Origin of the sequence: Rhodococcus sp. IEGM1339 (genome assembly GCF_050321925.1) — a bacterium.
GTDB lineage: Bacteria > Actinomycetota > Actinomycetes > Mycobacteriales > Mycobacteriaceae > Rhodococcus > Rhodococcus pyridinivorans.
The window spans coordinates 168,295-183,612 of sequence record NZ_JBNQFT010000001.1 but is presented as its reverse complement, the minus strand read 5'-3'; the positions used below and the strand labels follow the sequence as shown (position 1 = coordinate 183,612).

At 68.1% G+C, this 15,318-nt stretch carries 17 protein-coding genes; 8 read left to right on the top strand and 9 right to left on the bottom strand.

The window, feature by feature from the left end; all coding sequences use genetic code 11:
* Positions 1-33: 33 nt before the first annotated feature.
* The 3 genes from ACQR3U_RS00905 to ACQR3U_RS00895 all read right to left on the bottom strand — a co-directional run bounded on the left by ACQR3U_RS00905 (position 34) and on the right by ACQR3U_RS00895 (position 3,040).
* Positions 34-996, bottom strand: a complete 963-nt coding sequence (locus tag ACQR3U_RS00905) for a sigma-70 family RNA polymerase sigma factor (RefSeq protein WP_006551332.1) — start codon at positions 994-996, stop codon at positions 34-36.
* Between the two features lie 168 nt (positions 997-1,164).
* Positions 1,165-2,643 (bottom strand): DUF7059 domain-containing protein, encoded by a 1,479-nt coding sequence (locus tag ACQR3U_RS00900; RefSeq protein ID WP_064852460.1) that lies wholly within the window; start codon positions 2,641-2,643, stop codon positions 1,165-1,167.
* Positions 2,644-2,680: 37 nt separating this feature from the next.
* Positions 2,681-3,040: a DUF3099 domain-containing protein gene (locus ACQR3U_RS00895; protein WP_006551334.1), complete on the bottom strand. Its 360-nt coding sequence runs from the start codon at positions 3,038-3,040 to the stop codon at positions 2,681-2,683.
* Between the two features lie 73 nt (positions 3,041-3,113).
* On the opposite strand from ACQR3U_RS00895, the gene ACQR3U_RS00890 reads away from it, so the two are divergent.
* Entirely contained in the window at positions 3,114-3,350 is a 237-nt protein-coding gene (locus ACQR3U_RS00890) for a DUF3039 domain-containing protein (protein WP_006551335.1), read from the top strand.
* Here the strand turns inward: ACQR3U_RS00890 and ACQR3U_RS00885 are convergent.
* Positions 3,323-4,714, bottom strand: a complete 1,392-nt coding sequence (locus ACQR3U_RS00885) for a YihY/virulence factor BrkB family protein (RefSeq protein WP_428692113.1) — start codon at positions 4,712-4,714, stop codon at positions 3,323-3,325. The genes ACQR3U_RS00890 and ACQR3U_RS00885 overlap by 28 nt on opposite strands.
* Before the next feature lie 211 nt (positions 4,715-4,925).
* Here ACQR3U_RS00885 and ACQR3U_RS00880 point away from each other — a divergent pair, with 211 nt between their 5' ends.
* Entirely contained in the window at positions 4,926-6,653 is a 1,728-nt protein-coding gene (locus ACQR3U_RS00880) for a DEAD/DEAH box helicase (RefSeq protein WP_024100707.1), read from the top strand.
* A gap of 75 nt (positions 6,654-6,728) precedes the next feature.
* Here ACQR3U_RS00880 and ACQR3U_RS00875 read toward each other — a convergent pair whose 3' ends face one another.
* Positions 6,729-6,923 carry a DUF7455 domain-containing protein gene (locus ACQR3U_RS00875; protein WP_006551338.1) on the bottom strand — a complete coding sequence of 65 codons (195 nt, stop codon included), beginning with the start codon at positions 6,921-6,923 and terminating at the stop codon, positions 6,729-6,731.
* Between the two features lie 258 nt (positions 6,924-7,181).
* Here ACQR3U_RS00875 and ACQR3U_RS00870 point away from each other — a divergent pair, with 258 nt between their 5' ends.
* Genes ACQR3U_RS00870 through ACQR3U_RS00860 form a run of 3 tightly spaced genes read left to right on the top strand, consistent with a single transcriptional unit; the run spans position 7,182 to position 9,279 of the window.
* On the top strand, positions 7,182-7,562 hold the full coding sequence (locus ACQR3U_RS00870; protein ID WP_230809483.1) for a DUF952 domain-containing protein: 381 nt from the start codon (positions 7,182-7,184) through the stop codon (positions 7,560-7,562).
* 10 nt (positions 7,563-7,572) lie between these two features.
* Entirely contained in the window at positions 7,573-8,055 is a 483-nt protein-coding gene (locus ACQR3U_RS00865; RefSeq protein WP_006551340.1) for a cation:proton antiporter regulatory subunit, read from the top strand.
* Positions 8,056-8,064: 9 nt separating this feature from the next.
* Positions 8,065-9,279, top strand: coding sequence for a cation:proton antiporter (locus tag ACQR3U_RS00860; RefSeq protein ID WP_230809482.1), 1,215 nt, complete (start codon positions 8,065-8,067; stop codon positions 9,277-9,279).
* 98 nt (positions 9,280-9,377) lie between these two features.
* Here the strand turns inward: ACQR3U_RS00860 and ACQR3U_RS00855 are convergent, their stop codons facing one another.
* Positions 9,378-10,751, bottom strand: a complete 1,374-nt coding sequence (locus ACQR3U_RS00855) for an RNA polymerase sigma factor (protein ID WP_230809481.1) — start codon at positions 10,749-10,751, stop codon at positions 9,378-9,380.
* Positions 10,752-10,885: 134 nt separating this feature from the next.
* Complete coding sequence (gene ppgK, locus ACQR3U_RS00850; protein ID WP_230809480.1) at positions 10,886-11,671, bottom strand: polyphosphate--glucose phosphotransferase; 786 nt, start codon at positions 11,669-11,671, stop codon at positions 10,886-10,888.
* A 99-nt stretch (positions 11,672-11,770) separates the two neighbouring features.
* Here ppgK and ACQR3U_RS00845 point away from each other — a divergent pair, with 99 nt between their 5' ends.
* Complete coding sequence (locus ACQR3U_RS00845) at positions 11,771-12,664, top strand: inositol monophosphatase family protein (protein ID WP_051121554.1); 894 nt, start codon at positions 11,771-11,773, stop codon at positions 12,662-12,664.
* Between the two features lie 86 nt (positions 12,665-12,750).
* Here the strand turns inward: ACQR3U_RS00845 and cei are convergent, their stop codons facing one another.
* Positions 12,751-13,434 (bottom strand): envelope integrity protein Cei, encoded by a 684-nt coding sequence (cei, locus tag ACQR3U_RS00840; RefSeq protein ID WP_006551345.1) that lies wholly within the window; start codon positions 13,432-13,434, stop codon positions 12,751-12,753.
* Between the two features lie 361 nt (positions 13,435-13,795).
* Between cei and ACQR3U_RS00835 the strand changes: the two genes are divergently transcribed.
* A complete protein-coding gene (locus ACQR3U_RS00835; protein ID WP_006551346.1) occupies positions 13,796-14,098 on the top strand; it encodes a DUF4193 domain-containing protein in 303 nt (100 codons plus the stop codon).
* Between the two features lie 169 nt (positions 14,099-14,267).
* Here the strand turns inward: ACQR3U_RS00835 and ACQR3U_RS00830 are convergent, their stop codons facing one another.
* Positions 14,268-14,720 (bottom strand): DUF3093 domain-containing protein, encoded by a 453-nt coding sequence (locus ACQR3U_RS00830; RefSeq protein ID WP_230809618.1) that lies wholly within the window; start codon positions 14,718-14,720, stop codon positions 14,268-14,270.
* A gap of 126 nt (positions 14,721-14,846) precedes the next feature.
* On the opposite strand from ACQR3U_RS00830, the gene dut reads away from it, so the two are divergent.
* Positions 14,847-15,317, top strand: coding sequence for a dUTP diphosphatase (gene dut, locus ACQR3U_RS00825; RefSeq protein WP_006551348.1), 471 nt, complete (start codon positions 14,847-14,849; stop codon positions 15,315-15,317).
* Position 15,318: the final 1 nt, after the last annotated feature.

The window sequence follows — 15,318 nt, the reverse complement described above, 5'->3', positions numbered from 1 at the left end:
TTCTCGGGGATCGGATACCGCTGACGCGCCCGGTCAGCTGGCGTAGGCGCGAAGGCGCTCGGCGCGGTCTCCTTCGCGGAGCTTGACCATCACTTCGCGTTCGATCTGCCGGACACGCTCACGGGACAGCCCGAAGAGCTTGCCGATCTGATCGAGGGTGCGGGGCTGGCCGTCGTCGAGGCCGTAGCGCAGCCGGATGACCTGCTGTTCGCGCTCGTCGAGCGTCGCGAGGACGCTGCGGACGTCGCTGTGCAGGAGTCCGGCGATGACGGCGGTCTCGGCGGACGTCGCCTCGGCGTCCTCGATGAAGTCGCCCAGCGGGGCCTCCTCGTCGTTGCCGACGGGCATGTCGAGGCTCACCGGGTCGCGGCTGTGGTCGAGCAGGTCGGCGATCTTCTCGACGGGGATACCCGACTCGTTGGCGAGTTCCTCGTCGGTCGCCTCGCGGCCGAGCTGCTGGTGCAGCTCACGCTTGATGCGGGCGAGCTTGTTGACCTGTTCGACGAGGTGGACGGGGAGCCGGATCGTGCGGCTCTGGTCGGCCATTCCGCGGGTGATGGCCTGACGGATCCACCACGTCGCGTAGGTCGAGAACTTGAAGCCCTTCGCGTAGTCGAACTTCTCCATCGCGCGGATCAGGCCGAGGTTGCCCTCCTGGATGAGGTCCAGCAGGGGCATACCGCGTCCGGTGTAACGCTTCGCCAGCGAGACGACGAGGCGCAGGTTCGCCTCGAGCAGGTGGCTACGAGCGGCCTGTCCTTCGCGGACGATGATCGCGAGGTCGCGCTTCTTCGCCGCCGACAGACGCTTCTTCGTCTCGAGCAGGTGCTTGGCATACAGGCCGGCCTCGATCCGCTTGGCCAATTCCACCTCGTCGGCTGCGGTGAGCAGAGCGGTCCGTCCGATGCCGTTCAGGTAGACGCGAACGAGATCGGCTGCGGGGCTCTGACCGTCCAGGTCGGAATCGAAGCGAGCGGTGGTTTCGGGGCGTGCCATGACGTGCCTCCTCATCGGTGGTGTCTCACAGGGTTCAACGACCGGCGAAGCGCTGGAGTTCCCGTCGGTCTCGGAGTACCACCGCGCTGACCTGCACTAACCCGATGAGCTCCTGAGAAGTTGCTGAGAGAACCGAATCGTGGAACCTCAGGAACGCCCCGGAGGGGGTCAGACGGGCTCGATCAACCCGTGCCGCACCAAGCCGTGCACGAGGCCCACCGATTGCGTGAGGAGGTCGTCCTCGTCCTCGCCGTGCGCGGCCGCGAGCAGCGACACGAGATCCCCGAGCGGAAGACCGTCGGCGCGCATGCCGCCGAGCAGGGCGGCCGCGAGGTCGTCCACCTCGTGCTGCCAGGCCGGACCGCCACTGCGGTGCACCCGCACGACCACCTGGTCCCACCCGTCCTCGCCGGGCAGGTGCACCCGCTCGAGGGCCGTGTCGGGCCGCACCGCGAAACGGGCGTCGAGCACCTCGTGCGTACGCAGCCAGTCGAGGCGCCGGAAGTAGTCGATCGCCTCGTCACCCAGCGCGTCGGTGAACGCGTGCCGCAGGTCCTCGGCCATCACATCGGACGGCAGGTCGGTGCGGCGCAGGTAGACGAACCCGAACCCGACGCCCTCGACGCCCTGCTCCTCGAAGTGGTCGAGCCACTGCTCGGCACGCACCGCGACCTCCGGCTCGCGTTGATCGGCGTCACCGTCTCGCAGCCACGTCCCGACGTAGAGGGCCGGATCGGCGACATCGCGCTGCACGATCCAGGCGTCGACGCCGTGTGACGGCAGCCACGATGCGACGCGGGTCCGCCAGTCCTCGCCCTCGACGTGCACCCAGGACGCGAGCATCGCGGCGGTGCCGCCGGGATTCAGGTGTTCGGCGGCCTGCGAGATCATGAGCCGGCTGGCGCCGTCGAGGTCGAGACCGGAATCGCGGTAGCTGTGCTCGACACGTCCGGCGCTCACCACGAACGGTGGATTCGCGACGATGCGGTCGAAGGTCCGGCCGGCGACCGGCTCGAACCACGACCCCTCGAGAAGATCGATGTCGATCTCGTTCAACGCGGCGCTCGCGGCGGCCAGGGTCAGGCAGCGGGGGTTGATGTCGGTCGCGGTGACCTCGTCCGCGTGGTCCGCGGCGCGGATCGCCTGCACCCCGCAACCGGTGCCGAGATCGAGCACCGAACCGACCCGATCGGTCGGGGTGGCCTGCAGCAGCGACAGGGAGGCCTGACCGACGCCGAGGACGTGATCGGGGCGGGTCGGGACGGGCCGGATCGAGCCGTCGAGATCGGACAGCACCCAGCGGCTGCCGGTCCCGGCGTCGAGGGGCCGCAGGTCGAGAGCGGCCCGCACGCCGTCGCCGTCGCGTTCGACGAGTCCCGCCTGCACGGCCTGCTCCGTCGTCACCGGAGCGAGAGCCTGCGCGACCTCGTCCTCGGGGCAGGTGTCCTGGAGGAGGAACAGCCGCACGAGCACGCCGAGATCGCCCGCACCGCGCGCGATGCGCCGAGCAGGGACGGGTTCGCTACGCCCGAGGGCGGCGTGCGCCTCGGGGCCGAGCAGTTCCCGGACGGTGTCGAGGTCGTAGCGGCACCGGATCAGTGCGGTGCGCAGAGCCGGGCAGAGAGACAGGAGAAGGTCGCGGTCCACTACGACATTCTCGCAAGCGTCCCGTCCGGGGTCCCTGTCAGCCGTCGATCACATGATGGCGGGACGACTCGATCGCCGGGGCATCGTCGAAGCGGCCGTCCCAGCGGCTCGGTTCGTCCTTGCGGCGCGGCGGCCGGTCGTTGGCGATGAGGACGGCGATCCACGGCAGCGGGATCGACACCCCGATGATCGCCATCGAGATCCAGGGATTGGCCCATACGCCGTACGCGATCGCCGCCAGCAGCAGGGCGGGGATGCGGACCGACATGATGGTGAGGTACTTGCGAACCCGTGCTCGGTGCTGATCCTCGAGCGACGCCTCCGCCGCGGTGATCAGAACCGGGTTGTCGGGCGATCCGTTCTCGGGGGATCCGCCGAAACCGTGAGTTCTCGCCATGTCTTCCACCTTCCCACGCCGGGCCGTCGCACGCACATACACATCCGGCCCTTCCGTGCGGCATCATGGACACGTGAGCACGGATATCAAGGAACGGCCGGATACCACCACCGACGAAACGACCGACGACGACACCCCGAAGTTCTTCCACTACGTGAAGAAGAACAAGATCGCCGAGAGTGCGGTCATGGGTACCCATGTGGTCGCGCTGTGCGGTGAGGTCTTTCCGGTGACCCGGTCGCCGAAGCCCGGCTCGCCGGTGTGCCCCGAATGCAAGAAAGTCTACGACGGTTTGCGCAAGGGCGACTGAGACACCTGGTGGAATACCTCGTCGTCCGCCGCGGCGTCGGGTGATTCCGGCGACGGTCTTGCTGCCGGCGAAGACGGTGATACTGCCTCCACCGTCAACAGTTCGGTCTGGGCCGGGGGAACTTCGGATCCCCCGGCCTTGTCGTCGTGGGGAGCAGTGTCGTCGTGGGGAGCAGTGTCGTCGTGGGGAGCAGTGTCGTCGTGGGGAGCAGTGTCGTCGTGGGGAGCAGTGTCGTCGTGGGGAGCAGGCCGATCGTCCGGCGCCGCATCCGACTCGACGGGTTTCCCGTCGATCGGCCACGACTCGGGTTGGCGATCCCCGGGCCGGATCAGGTCCGACAGCCGGATGGTCGTGGAGCTCGTCAACCGGCGGGTGAGGTTCGTCACCGGTCCGCTGTCGGGCGACGGATCACGGGCCGACTGCTCCGCGAGCCAGATCCGCCACTGCTCCAGACGCGTGGCGCGCGCCGGCCAGAACTGTTGCACCGTGGCGTTGAACTCCGCTCCGAGGACCACGGCGAACCCCAGGAAGAACGTGAACAACAGGAACGCGATCGGGGCGGCGAGCGCACCGTAGGTGTAGCCCGTGGCCGCGACCCACGTCAGGTACCACCGCAGGATCACGCTCGACGCGAGGAAGAACACCCCGGCCAGCACCGCGCCACCGAGCAGTCGGTGCCACGGCAGTGACTTCGGCAGCGCCACCTTGTACAGGGTCGTCAGACCGATCAGTAGGAGCAGACCCACCGCGGGGAAGTAGAAGGTGTCGATGATCCGTGAGCCGACATCGAACCAGGCGTCGGGCAGCAACCGGCCGATCAGAGTGGGTCCGAGCGCGACGAGCGGCATCGTGAACACCGCCAGGATCAGGAAGATCACGTAGAGGAGCAGCCCGAAGATCCGCTGCCACACCGGGTGGCGATGGTCCTGCTGGTGGTGCGCTTCGACGATCGAATCCACGAACGTCGAGATCGCCGACGATCCTGCCCACAGCGACAACACGAAGCCCAACGACATCACGTCGGCGCGACCCCGACGGAGGACGTCCTCGACCGTGGGCTCGATGATCTGGTCGACCACGCTGTCGCTGAAGACCGAGCGGAGGAAGGTGACGGTCTTCGACGTGATGATCTCCACCGTGTCGGGACCGAACCAGCCACCTACGTAACCGAGACTGCCGAGCAGACCGAGCAACAGGGGCGGCAGTGAGAGGGTCTGCCAGAAGGCCGCGGTCGCCGCCTTGCTGAAGATCGAGTGGTCCCAGGCCGACGACAGGGTGTGCGTCACGACCTTCCAGCCCTTTCCGACCGCGCGGCGAACGCGGCCGGAGGGTGCCTGTGCGGGGGATCGTGGTGTGTCGTTCATCTACTTCCAGAATTCCTGAAGACACGCTCGCGTGCGCGCACAGGCAGGTGAGGGCCTCTCGAATTCTGCCACGCAGTCCTCGGAGAACCCGCCGACGCCGCGGCTTCGGCGGGTTCGCGGGCTCCGAGACGATAGGCTGCATGACGGTCGGCGCCCGGACGAGTGCGGTGGCACCGACCCGAGCGAAGCGGACAAGGAGCACGAGAAACCGGTGAGCACCGAAACCGTCGGACAAGCTACGACCTCCGCCCCTGTGGCCCAGCTACGTGCCTGGCAGCGCCGCGCCCTCACCAAGTACCTCGCGACGAAGCCGCGCGACTTCCTCGCCGTCGCGACCCCCGGCGCCGGTAAGACGACCTTCGCCCTCCGGGTGGCGTCGGAGCTGCTGCGCGACCGGACGGTCGACCAGATCACGGTGGTCGCCCCCACGGAGCACCTCAAGCACCAGTGGGCGGGTGCTGCGGCCCGCATCGGCATCGCGCTCGACTCGAACTTCACGAACTCCACCGGGCAGACATCGAGCGACTACCAGGGCGTCGTGGTCACCTACGCGCAGATCGCCTCGCACCCGTTCAAGCACCGTGTGCGCACGGAGGCGCGTCGCACCCTGGTGATCCTCGACGAGATCCACCACGGTGGCGACGCGAAGAGCTGGGGTGAGGGCATTCTCGAGGCGTTCGGGGACGCGACCCGCCGTCTGGCACTGACCGGTACGCCCTTCCGCAGCGACGACAGTGCGATCCCGTTCGTGAGCTACGAACCGAACGAGGACGGTCTGCTGCAGTCCAAGGCCGACCACGCCTACGGCTACGCCGACGCACTCGCCGACGGCGTCGTGCGCCCCGTCGTATTCCTCGCGTACTCGGGCGAGGCGCGCTGGCGCACGAGTGCGGGGGAGGAGTTCACCGCGCGACTGGGAGAGCCTCTCAGCGCCGAGCAGACGGCGCGGGCGTGGCGGACGGCCCTCGACCCCCAAGGCGACTGGATTCCTGCGGTGCTGGGGGCGGCGAACACCCGTCTGCAGCAGCTGCGTGCCGGCGGCATGCCGGACGCCGGTGGGCTCGTCATCGCCACCGACCAGACCACCGCGCGTGCGTACGCGAAGATCCTCGAGTCGATCACCGGCGAGATGCCGACCGTCGTGCTCTCGGACGATCCCACCGCCTCCGACCGCATCTCGCAGTTCAGCGAGGGCAACCAGAGGTGGATGGTCGCCGTGCGCATGGTGTCCGAGGGCGTCGACGTCCCGCGACTGGCGGTGGGTGTGTACGCGACCAGCGCCTCGACCCCGTTGTTCTTCGCGCAGGCCATCGGCCGCTTCGTGCGGTCGCGCCGCAAGGGGGAGACGGCCAGTGTCTTCCTGCCGTCCGTACCGGTGCTGCTCGAGCTCGCCAGCCAGCTCGAGGCCCAGCGCGACCACGTCCTCGGCAAGCCGCACCGGGTCAAGGAGGGCTTCGACGACGAGCTGCTCGCCGACGCGAACCGGCGCAAGGACGAGCCCGGCGAGGACGAGAAGGCCTACCACTCGCTCGGGGCGGACGCCGAACTCGATCAGGTCATCTACGACGGATCCTCGTTCGGCACCGCGACATTCGCGGGTTCCGACGAGGAGGCCGATTATCTGGGGCTCCCGGGTCTGCTCGACGCGGAACAGATGCGGGCGCTGCTGCGTCAGCGTCAGGAACAGCAGCTGAACAAGCCGAAGGCCGAACCGGCACCCACGCCGCCGCCCCAGGTGACCGAGCGTGTCGAGACCGCCGACACCCTCGCCCAGCTCCGTCGCGAACTCAACTCGCTCGTCGCGGTCGTGCACCACCGGACCAGGAAGCCGCACGGGGTGATCCACGGCGAACTGCGTCGCCAGTGCGGTGGTCCGCCGACGGCGATGGCGACCGCCGAGCAACTGCGCGACCGGATCGCGATCCTGCGCAGTTGGTGACGACGAGAACGGGCGACCACCTCGAGGTGGTCGCCCGTTCGGTCGGGTCTCGGAACCGTGGTTCCGGACGGCGGATCACACGGTGGCGTCGGACTCGCTCACGATCGTCGCTCCGAGTTCACGGAGGCGGTCGGTGTGCTCGTTCGCGTGGTGCCCGCAGAACAACAGTTCTCCGCCGGTCGGAAGGACGGCGCGGACACGAGCGGCGGCATTGCACCGATCGCAGCGATCTGCAGCGGTCAATTTCGGGCTGGTCAACGTACCGGGCATGACTCCTCCAAACTGGCCACCGCTCATATCGGGTGCCGGGGTCTGGTCCGCCGCACCGGCCGGCGCGGTGGATCTACTCTGACAGACGATTCGTATTCACGTGTTGTTCCCCTGGATGCCCAATGGTGGCGTGTTTCACGTATCGAACAGCGAAAATGCTTCGACATGGCCGTTTTCCGCACGGTGTGTTCGCTCACAGCGCAGAGCCCGAGGGGGCCGGAAACGCCCCGGACGGGCTGTCCGACGCACAATGACGCCATGACCGAGACCCTGCTGCACATCATCTCCCGCGACGACTGGGACCACTTCCGACCCCTCGGGGCGGTCGTGCCGGACTCCCTCGGGACCCAGGGTTTCGTCCACCTGTCGACCCCGCACCAGGTGCACCTGCCCGCCGACCGGTTGTACGCAGGCCGCACGGACCTCCTCCTGCTGCGCGTCGACCCGACGCGCCTCGTCGACCCGCTCCGTTTCGAACCCGGCGTACCGGAGGACCCGGAGTCGATGCGCTTTCCGCACCTCTACGGGCCCCTGCCCGTCGACGTCGTTGTGGAGGTGACGCCCTACCTGCCGGGACCGGACGGTCGGTTCCCGCCCCTCGACCGGGAGCGAGCGGACGCCGTCGGTCTGGAGGACTAGTCTTTCGACCATGATCGTCGACGTGACGCCGCTTCCCGGGATCGGTGTACGCAAGGACTTCGAACTGGCCTCCGGGCGCCGCATCGGGGTGATCACCCATCGGGACGGTCACAGCGACCTCATCATCTCGAAGGCGGGCGACCCCGACGCGTGTGCGGCCTCCCTGCCTCTCACCGTCGAGGAGGCGGCGACGCTCAGCAATCTGCTCGGTGCCCCACAGCTCGTCGCCCAGTTGCGTGAGGACCACCGCGACCTGCCCGGAATCCTCACCCGCCAGCTCCACATCCACGAGGATTCGCGGTTCGACGGAGCGGTACTGGGCGACACCGCGTTGCGCACCCGCACCGGTGTGTCCGTCGTGGCCGTGATGCGTGCCGGTCAGGTCATGCCGTCCCCGACACCCGACTTCGTTCTCACCGGTGGGGACATCCTGGTGACGGTCGGAACGGCCGACGGTCTCGACGCGGCCGCCAGGATCCTGCGCAACGGCTGATCCCGCAGAATGGACACGACGACACTCGCACTCATCGAACTGGGTGCGGTGTTCTTCGGACTCGGCGTCCTCGGACGGCTCGCGGCGTGGATCGGCATGTCGCCGATCCCGTTCTATCTGATCGGCGGCCTGTGCTTCGGCAATGGTGGCTTCATCCAGCTCGGCGATATCGGGGCGTTCAGTCACATCGCCAGCGAGATCGGCGTGGTCCTGCTGCTGTTGCTGCTCGGTCTCGAGTACACCGCGAACGAGTTGATCAGCGGCCTGCGACGCTCCCGGATGGCAGGCCTGCTCGACCTCGCCCTGAACGCGGTGCCGGGAGCCGCCATCGCGCTGATCCTGGGTCTCGGACCCATCGGCTCCTTCGTGCTTGCGGGTGTCACCTACATCTCGTCGTCCGGGATCGTGGCGAAGGTCCTCGCCGATCTGGGGCGCCTCGGCAACCGCGAGACACCGGTCGTCCTGTCGATCCTCGTCTTCGAGGATCTCGCGATGGCCGTCTACCTCCCGATCCTCACTGCGATCCTGGCGGGCGTGAGTCTGCTCGGCGGCCTCGAAGCCGTCGCGATCTCACTCGGTCTCGTCACCGTGGTGTTGGTGCTGGTGGTGCGATACGGGCGCTACGTCTCGGTCGTGCTCGACAGCCCCGATCGGGAAACGCTGTTGCTCAAGCTGCTCGGCGCAGCGCTGCTGGTGGCGGGGATCGCGTCGGCCCTGCAGGTGTCCGCGGCCGTGGGCGCCTTCCTGCTGGGCATCGCCATCTCCGGTTCGACGGCACACAACGCGGTCCGGGTCCTCGAACCGCTCCGCGACCTGTTCGCCGCCATCTTCTTCGTCTTCTTCGGGCTGAACACCGATCCGACGGCGATACCGCCGGTGCTCGGCTGGGCGATCCTGCTGGCCGTGCTGACCGCGCTGACGAAGCTCGTCACCGGATGGATCGCGGCGGCCCGTCACGGTATCGCCGTGATGGGCCGGGCGCGCGCCGGCGCGGCACTCATCGCCCGGGGAGAGTTCTCCATCGTGATCGCCGGGCTGGCCGTCGCCTCCGGACACGTCGACAGTCGCCTCGCGGCGATCGCTTCGGCATACGTGATGATCACCGCCGTGCTCGGTCCGGTGGCCGCGCGGGTCGTCGAACCGGTGATGCGGTTCGCATCCACACGACTCCCCGGAGGTGACGAGCGACAGCGCCTTCCCGGAGACGAACCGGAGCTTCTCTAGCGGCCCCTTCTCCAGCGGCCTTCTTCTGCTGACCTCGGGGTACGGAACGAAGAACGAGGGCCACCCGATCGGATGGCCCTCGTTCTTCGTGACGGATGTCAGTCGAGGTAGTCGCGCAGCACCTGCGACCGCGACGGGTGGCGCAGCTTCGACATGGTCTTCGACTCGATCTGACGGATGCGCTCGCGCGTCACGCCGTAGACCTGACCGATCTCGTCGAGGGTACGCGGCTGGCCGTCGGTGAGGCCGAAGCGCAGACGCACGACGCCCGCTTCACGCTCGGACAGGGTCTCGAGCACCGACTGCAGCTGATCCTGCAGCAGGGTGAAGGAGACGGCGTCGACGGCCACGACGGCCTCGGAGTCCTCGATGAAGTCGCCGAGCTGGCTGTCGCCCTCGTCGCCGATCGTCTGGTCGAGGGAGATGGGCTCACGCGCGTACTGCTGGATCTCCAGCACCTTCTCCGGCGTGATGTCCATTTCCTTGGCGAGCTCCTCGGGCGTGGGCTCGCGGCCCAGATCCTGGAGCAACTCGCGCTGGATACGACCGAGCTTGTTGATGACCTCGACCATGTGCACCGGGATACGGATGGTGCGGGCCTGGTCGGCCATGGCACGGGTGATGGCCTGACGGATCCACCAGGTCGCGTAGGTGGAGAACTTGTAACCCTTGGTGTAGTCGAACTTCTCGACCGCGCGGATCAGACCGAGGTTGCCTTCCTGGATCAGGTCCAGGAACGCCATGCCGCGGCCGGTGTAGCGCTTGGCGAGCGAGACGACGAGACGGAGGTTCGCCTCGAGCAGGTGGTTCTTGGCCCGGTTGCCGTCGCGGCAGATCCAGTTCAGATCGCGGCGCTGCGCGACGGGAAGCTTCTCGCCCTTCGCCGCCAGCTGCTGCAGCATGTGGGTCGCGTACAGACCGGCCTCGATGCGCTTGGCGAGTTCGACTTCCTCCTCGGCGTTGAGGAGGGCGACCTTGCCGATCTGCTTGAGGTAGGCGCGCACGGAGTCGGCCGAGGCGGTGAGCTCGGCGTCCTTGCGTGCCTGACGCAGCGCCTCGGACTCCTCCTCGTCCCAGACGAAGTCGCCCGAGGCCTTGTCCTTCTCGCTGGGCTCGTTATCCTCGACCACCACATCCTCGGCGCCGGCGAGATCACCCTCCGAGACCTCGAGGTCTGCGAGGTCCGCTTCCTCGGTGGCGTCGAAGTCCTCGTCACCCGAACCCGCAGCCTTCGTGGCCTTCTTTGCTGCCTTCTTCGCGGTGGTCTTCTTGGCGGCTGCCTTCTTCGCAGGAGCCTTCCTGGCGGCCGCCTTCTTCGCGGGGGCCTTCTTCGCAGCGGTCTTCTTCGCCGGCGGCTTGGCACCGGGAGCGGTGCCCTCCGCGGAGTCCGCAGCGCCTGCGACGCTCGAAGCGTCCGCAACGGGTGCCGATTCGTTGGCGGAATCAGCGGTGTGGATGTCGGTGGCTGCCACGTACGCCCTTTCGTGACGAGGTAGTGCGGCGTCGCGCCAGAGTGATTCCGGCGGAGAGGTCTGTCGGGATGAGGGCCGGTTCCGGCCTGCTGGGGACCATTGTAACGATCCCTCGGGCGGCCGATGCGCCGGACTCAGGGAGTGACACCTGTTTTCGCAGCATAAGCAGCCCCTACGATTCCCGCCGCGTTGCGCAGTTCGGCGGGGACCACCGGGGTGCGGTTGGTCAGGAGCGGGATCCACTTCTCGTGCTTGCGGCTGATGCCGCCGCCCGCGATGAACAGGTCGGGCCAGAGCAGATTCTCGAAGCGGGCGAGGACGCGCGAGACCTCCTTGGCCCACTGATTGTACGACAGGTCGTTGCGCTCCTTGACCGACGAGGCGGCGCGGTGCTCGGCCTCCTTGCCGTCGACCTCCATGTGCCCGAACTCGGTGTTGGGCAGCAGTACACCGTTGTGCAGCACGGCCGAACCGATCCCGGTGCCGAAGGTCAGGAGGATCACCACGCCGTCGGTGTCCTTGGCGGCACCGAAGCTGTCCTCGGCGATTCCCGCGGCGTCGGCGTCGTTGAGCACCGAGACGTCCCGGCCGCCGAGCACCCGCGAGAAGAGGGATCCGGCGTCGGTCCCGATCCACGACTTGTCGATGTTGGCGGCGGTGCGGGCGACACCTCCGGTGACCACGCTCGGCAGGGTCACGCCGACGGGGCCCGTCCAGCCGGCTTGTTCGACGATCTGCGCCACCGTCTTCGCCACGGCCTCGGGAGTGGACGGTTGCGGAGTGAGGATCTTGATGCGGTCGCCGACCAAGCGGCCCGTGTCGAGATCCACCACGGCACCCTTGACGCCACTTCCCCCGATGTCGACTCCGAATCCGTGGTTGACGGGAGTCGCTCGGTCCGTGGGGACGTCCTGTGCCATTGCGTACTTCCTCTCGCTGGGTGGGGCCGGCTGCTCCGCTCGTGGAAACGATAGTGCCCGGTGTCACCGGGTGCGGGGTCGGTGGCGAAACCGTCGGCACTGTGTTCGGATCGGTTCGTGCACGCACAGAGAACAATCCCCGAATCCGAGTTGTCCGCGCTGAGGGATGTAGCGGTGACCGTCGCCCGTGAGGCCGCGTCCTACGTCCGTGTACGCCGGGTCGAGCTGTTCGGTCCTCCGGGCTCGGGGGAGGCCGCCAGCGTGGGGACGAAATCGACGGTGACCGATCCCGTCACCGCCGCCGACACCGAGAGTGAGGAACTCATCCGGCGTCGGCTCACGGAACTGCGTCCGGGCGACGCCTTCCTCGGCGAGGAGACCGGGGCCGACGGCGGGACGGCGACTGCCGCGAGCGGAGTCGTCTGGGTGGTCGATCCCATCGACGGCACCGTCAACTTCGTCTACGGACTCCCCGCCTCGGCGGTCTCGGTGGCCGCGCGGGTCGACGGACGCTCGGTGGCCGGTGCCGTCGTCGACATCGCCTCGGGGGAGACGTTCTCGGCGGCAGAGGGTCTCGGTGCCCATCTGGACGTCGACGGCACGCGGGTGCCGTTGCGATGCAATCCCGTGACGGATCCGCGACTGGCGCTCGTGGCGACCGGCTTCTCGTACTCGCCGGCACGACGCGCACGTCAGGGTGAGCTGGTGGCGGCGCTGCTACCGAGGGTGCGCGACATCCGGCGTGTCGGAGCGGCCGCCCTGGACCTGTGCATGGTCGCGGCCGGCAGGGTCGACGCCCACTACGAACACGGACTCGGTCCCTGGGACTGGGCGGCGGGGGCGCTCGTCGCTGCGGAAGCCGGTGCGGTGGTGCGTGTCCCGAGCGGCACCGGGGACGACGGGGAACTCACGGTCGCGGCCGCGCCGGGGATCGCGGCCGATTTCGAAACTCTGCTCGCCGAAATCGGAGCGCTCGACGCAATTCCGAATTGACCGTTTCGTCACATCATGAATTGTGGTTCGTCACCTTTTACCGCAACAGTGACGAAAAACAGGATGCACGGTCTGTGAAAAGAGATTCAGCACCGGGCATTGCGTGCGGCCGTGAGTAGATCGAGGTCGAGCGGAGCCGTCTCCTCGCCCGCCGGGACCTCGCGTAGTGCCCGCAGGACCTCTTCGGCATCCGCCCCGGGGGAGATGTCCCGGAAGTAGGTTCCCAGCGCGAGGTCGACGGTGTCGTCCTCGCGTGTGTCCTGCACCAACTCGGCGCACGGGGCGAGCAACCACACCGAGGACGCAGCAGCGCGCCCGGCCTCGCCGAAGCGGATCTGCCCCTGGCACTGCATGTTCTGGTCGACGTAGACCGGATCGTTGCCGGCCTGCACGTCGGGCGGGCTCGAGAAACCGTAATCGCTCAGCTGAGCGGCCACGTGCGTGGCCTGGCCGCGTTCGCCGTTGGCGTTGTAGACGCGCACCCGGGTGGCCGTCAGGGGAGCGGGTTCGACCTCGAGCAGCGTCGACCGGTCCACGACCTCGCCGAGCGGAGCCGGTTGCGGGCCTTCGGGGTCGGTGGCCTCGGTCGGGGGAGCGTTGCACGCCACGGTGGTCGTGACGGGCTCGGACGAGGTGAACACGGAGGACCACACGACGATCGTGCCTGCGGCGAGGACGGCACCCGCCACGGCGGCCGGGACCACCCGGCGCCGACGGAACGGGCGGCCGCGGTCATCGGTTGCGCTTCCTTCGGTGATCAGGGAAACCACGCGGCCCTGCCTCTCGTGTCATGCCGTGTTCGTCGCACTCACTGTAGAGGTCGCGGACGTGGTCGGTGGAACCGCCGACCCGAGGAAATGTCACGAGCCGTTGTGTTGTTGATGACGATTGCCAGACAATTCCCGGCGTTTCCACGCATCGATTGCATATTCGTGCGTGAGGTCGGCTATTGTTCGGCGGCCGAACCGTCCAAGAATGGGCGGTGCGGCGCGAAAACAGAGTCAATTCGGGTATGCCACAGCAATGGCACACCCGTCGGGAACTCCAACGGACGGCCGTGCGTTGCCCTGGCCGGGAGCACCGTCCGTGTCCCGGCCGGCTACCGGTACGAGTACTAGAAGGTAAGAGGAAATGGCGACTGACTACGACGCACCCCGGCGGACCGACAGCGACGATGTGTCGGAGGATTCACTCGAGGAACTGAAGGCCCGGCGCAACGAGGCCCAGTCCGCTGTGGTGGACGTCGACGAATCGGACACCGCCGAGTCCTTCGAGCTGCCCGGGGCGGATCTGTCCGGCGAAGAGCTGTCGGTGCGTGTCGTCCCGAAGCAGGCCGACGAATTCACCTGCTCGAGCTGTTTCCTGGTACATCACCGGAGCAGACTCGCGAGCGAGGAGAACGGTGTCATGATCTGCCGGGACTGCGCAGCGTGAGGACATAGGGCAGCGTGAGGACATAGGTGCGAAACGAGGCCGGGTGACGACGATGCGCCGTGGTCACCCGCGTCTCCCTCCTGCGTGCCCCGGCGCCGCGGCAGCCTCTGCTGTTCCCGGCATCCGGGGCCGTGTCGTATCCGGGGACCCGGTGCCCGTTCGAACAGCCCTACTTGCGGGTCGGATCGTCCTTGCGGCCCGACTCGTCGCAACCCAGCGCCGCGAGCAGTTCGGCAGGCCGCCGCGTGCTCACCAGCCAGTAGGGTGTCGGATCCTCCGGGTCGTCGAGCACGACGAGCGCCATGGCCCGCACCCAGGGACGGTGCTGGACGAACGCCGCCGGATCGAGCTGGCGGCCCATCGCGGCGCTCTTGGCCGACGCCGGAACCACCACACCCCGCGAGATCACGTCGACGGGCAGATGTGCGCGACCGACGACGAGTTCGCCGTCGACCACCTCGACCCGGCTGCGTGAGAGCCAGGTCAGGACCCAGATCGGGACCGGGAGCAGAAGGACGTAGGGAAGCCACGCGTACATCCCCGGGGCACCCATGTGCAGCTCGGCCGCGAGCAGGGCGGCCACACCGAGCCCGATCGGCCACCACCACCACGGCACCCACATCCGCTCCGAGAAGGTCGGAGCGTCGGCCGTCGGAGGTGTAGTCGGTGAGGTGCGCGAGGAACGGGACACACCGTAAGGATAGTCGCCTCGGCGGAGCGACCCGGCACGCGAGTAGTCTCGGACGACGTGACCGATCTTCCCCCGATACCGCTGCGCCGGCTCGATCCGGAGCTCCCCGTGCCCACTCGTGCCCACCCCGGTGACGCCGGTGTGGACCTGTGCACGTCGGTCGACGTGACCCTCGGCCCGGGGGAGCGGGCGCTCGTCGGCACCGGCATCGCCGTCGCGCTGCCCGTGGGCACGGTCGGCCTGATCCACCCGCGTTCGGGCCTCGCCGCCAAGTTCGGTCTGTCCGTCGTGAACACTCCCGGGACGGTCGACGCGGGCTACCGTGGAGAGATCAAGGTGTGTCTGATCAACCACGACACCGAGCGCGCCGTCGAACTCCGCCGAGGCGACCGCATCGCGCAGCTGCTCGTCCAGCGTGTCGAACTCGTCGAATTCGTCGAAGTGGACGAGCTCGACGACACGGCGCGGGGCAGCGGCGGATACGGATCGAGCGGCGGGCACGCCGGCCTCGTGAAGGAGGGTTCCTGAC

Bases quoted from the DNA above. Each gene is read 5' to 3' on its own strand.
- ACQR3U_RS00905 (WP_006551332.1), bottom strand. From the start codon at position 996: ATGGCACGCCCCGAAACCACCGCTCGCTTCGATTCCGACCTGGACGGT.
- ACQR3U_RS00895 (WP_006551334.1), bottom strand. From the start codon at position 3,040: ATGGCGAGAACTCACGGTTTCGGCGGATCCCCCGAGAACGGATCGCCC.
- ACQR3U_RS00885 (WP_428692113.1), bottom strand. From the start codon at position 4,714: ATGAACGACACACCACGATCCCCCGCACAGGCACCCTCCGGCCGCGTT.
- ACQR3U_RS00875 (WP_006551338.1), bottom strand. From the start codon at position 6,923: ATGCCCGGTACGTTGACCAGCCCGAAATTGACCGCTGCAGATCGCTGC.
- ACQR3U_RS00870 (WP_230809483.1), top strand. From the start codon at position 7,182: ATGACCGAGACCCTGCTGCACATCATCTCCCGCGACGACTGGGACCAC.
- ACQR3U_RS00865 (WP_006551340.1), top strand. From the start codon at position 7,573: ATGATCGTCGACGTGACGCCGCTTCCCGGGATCGGTGTACGCAAGGAC.
- ACQR3U_RS00860 (WP_230809482.1), top strand. From the start codon at position 8,065: ATGGACACGACGACACTCGCACTCATCGAACTGGGTGCGGTGTTCTTC.
- ppgK (WP_230809480.1), bottom strand. From the start codon at position 11,671: ATGGCACAGGACGTCCCCACGGACCGAGCGACTCCCGTCAACCACGGA.
- ACQR3U_RS00835 (WP_006551346.1), top strand. From the start codon at position 13,796: ATGGCGACTGACTACGACGCACCCCGGCGGACCGACAGCGACGATGTG.
- ACQR3U_RS00830 (WP_230809618.1), bottom strand. From the start codon at position 14,720: ATGTGGGTGCCGTGGTGGTGGTGGCCGATCGGGCTCGGTGTGGCCGCC.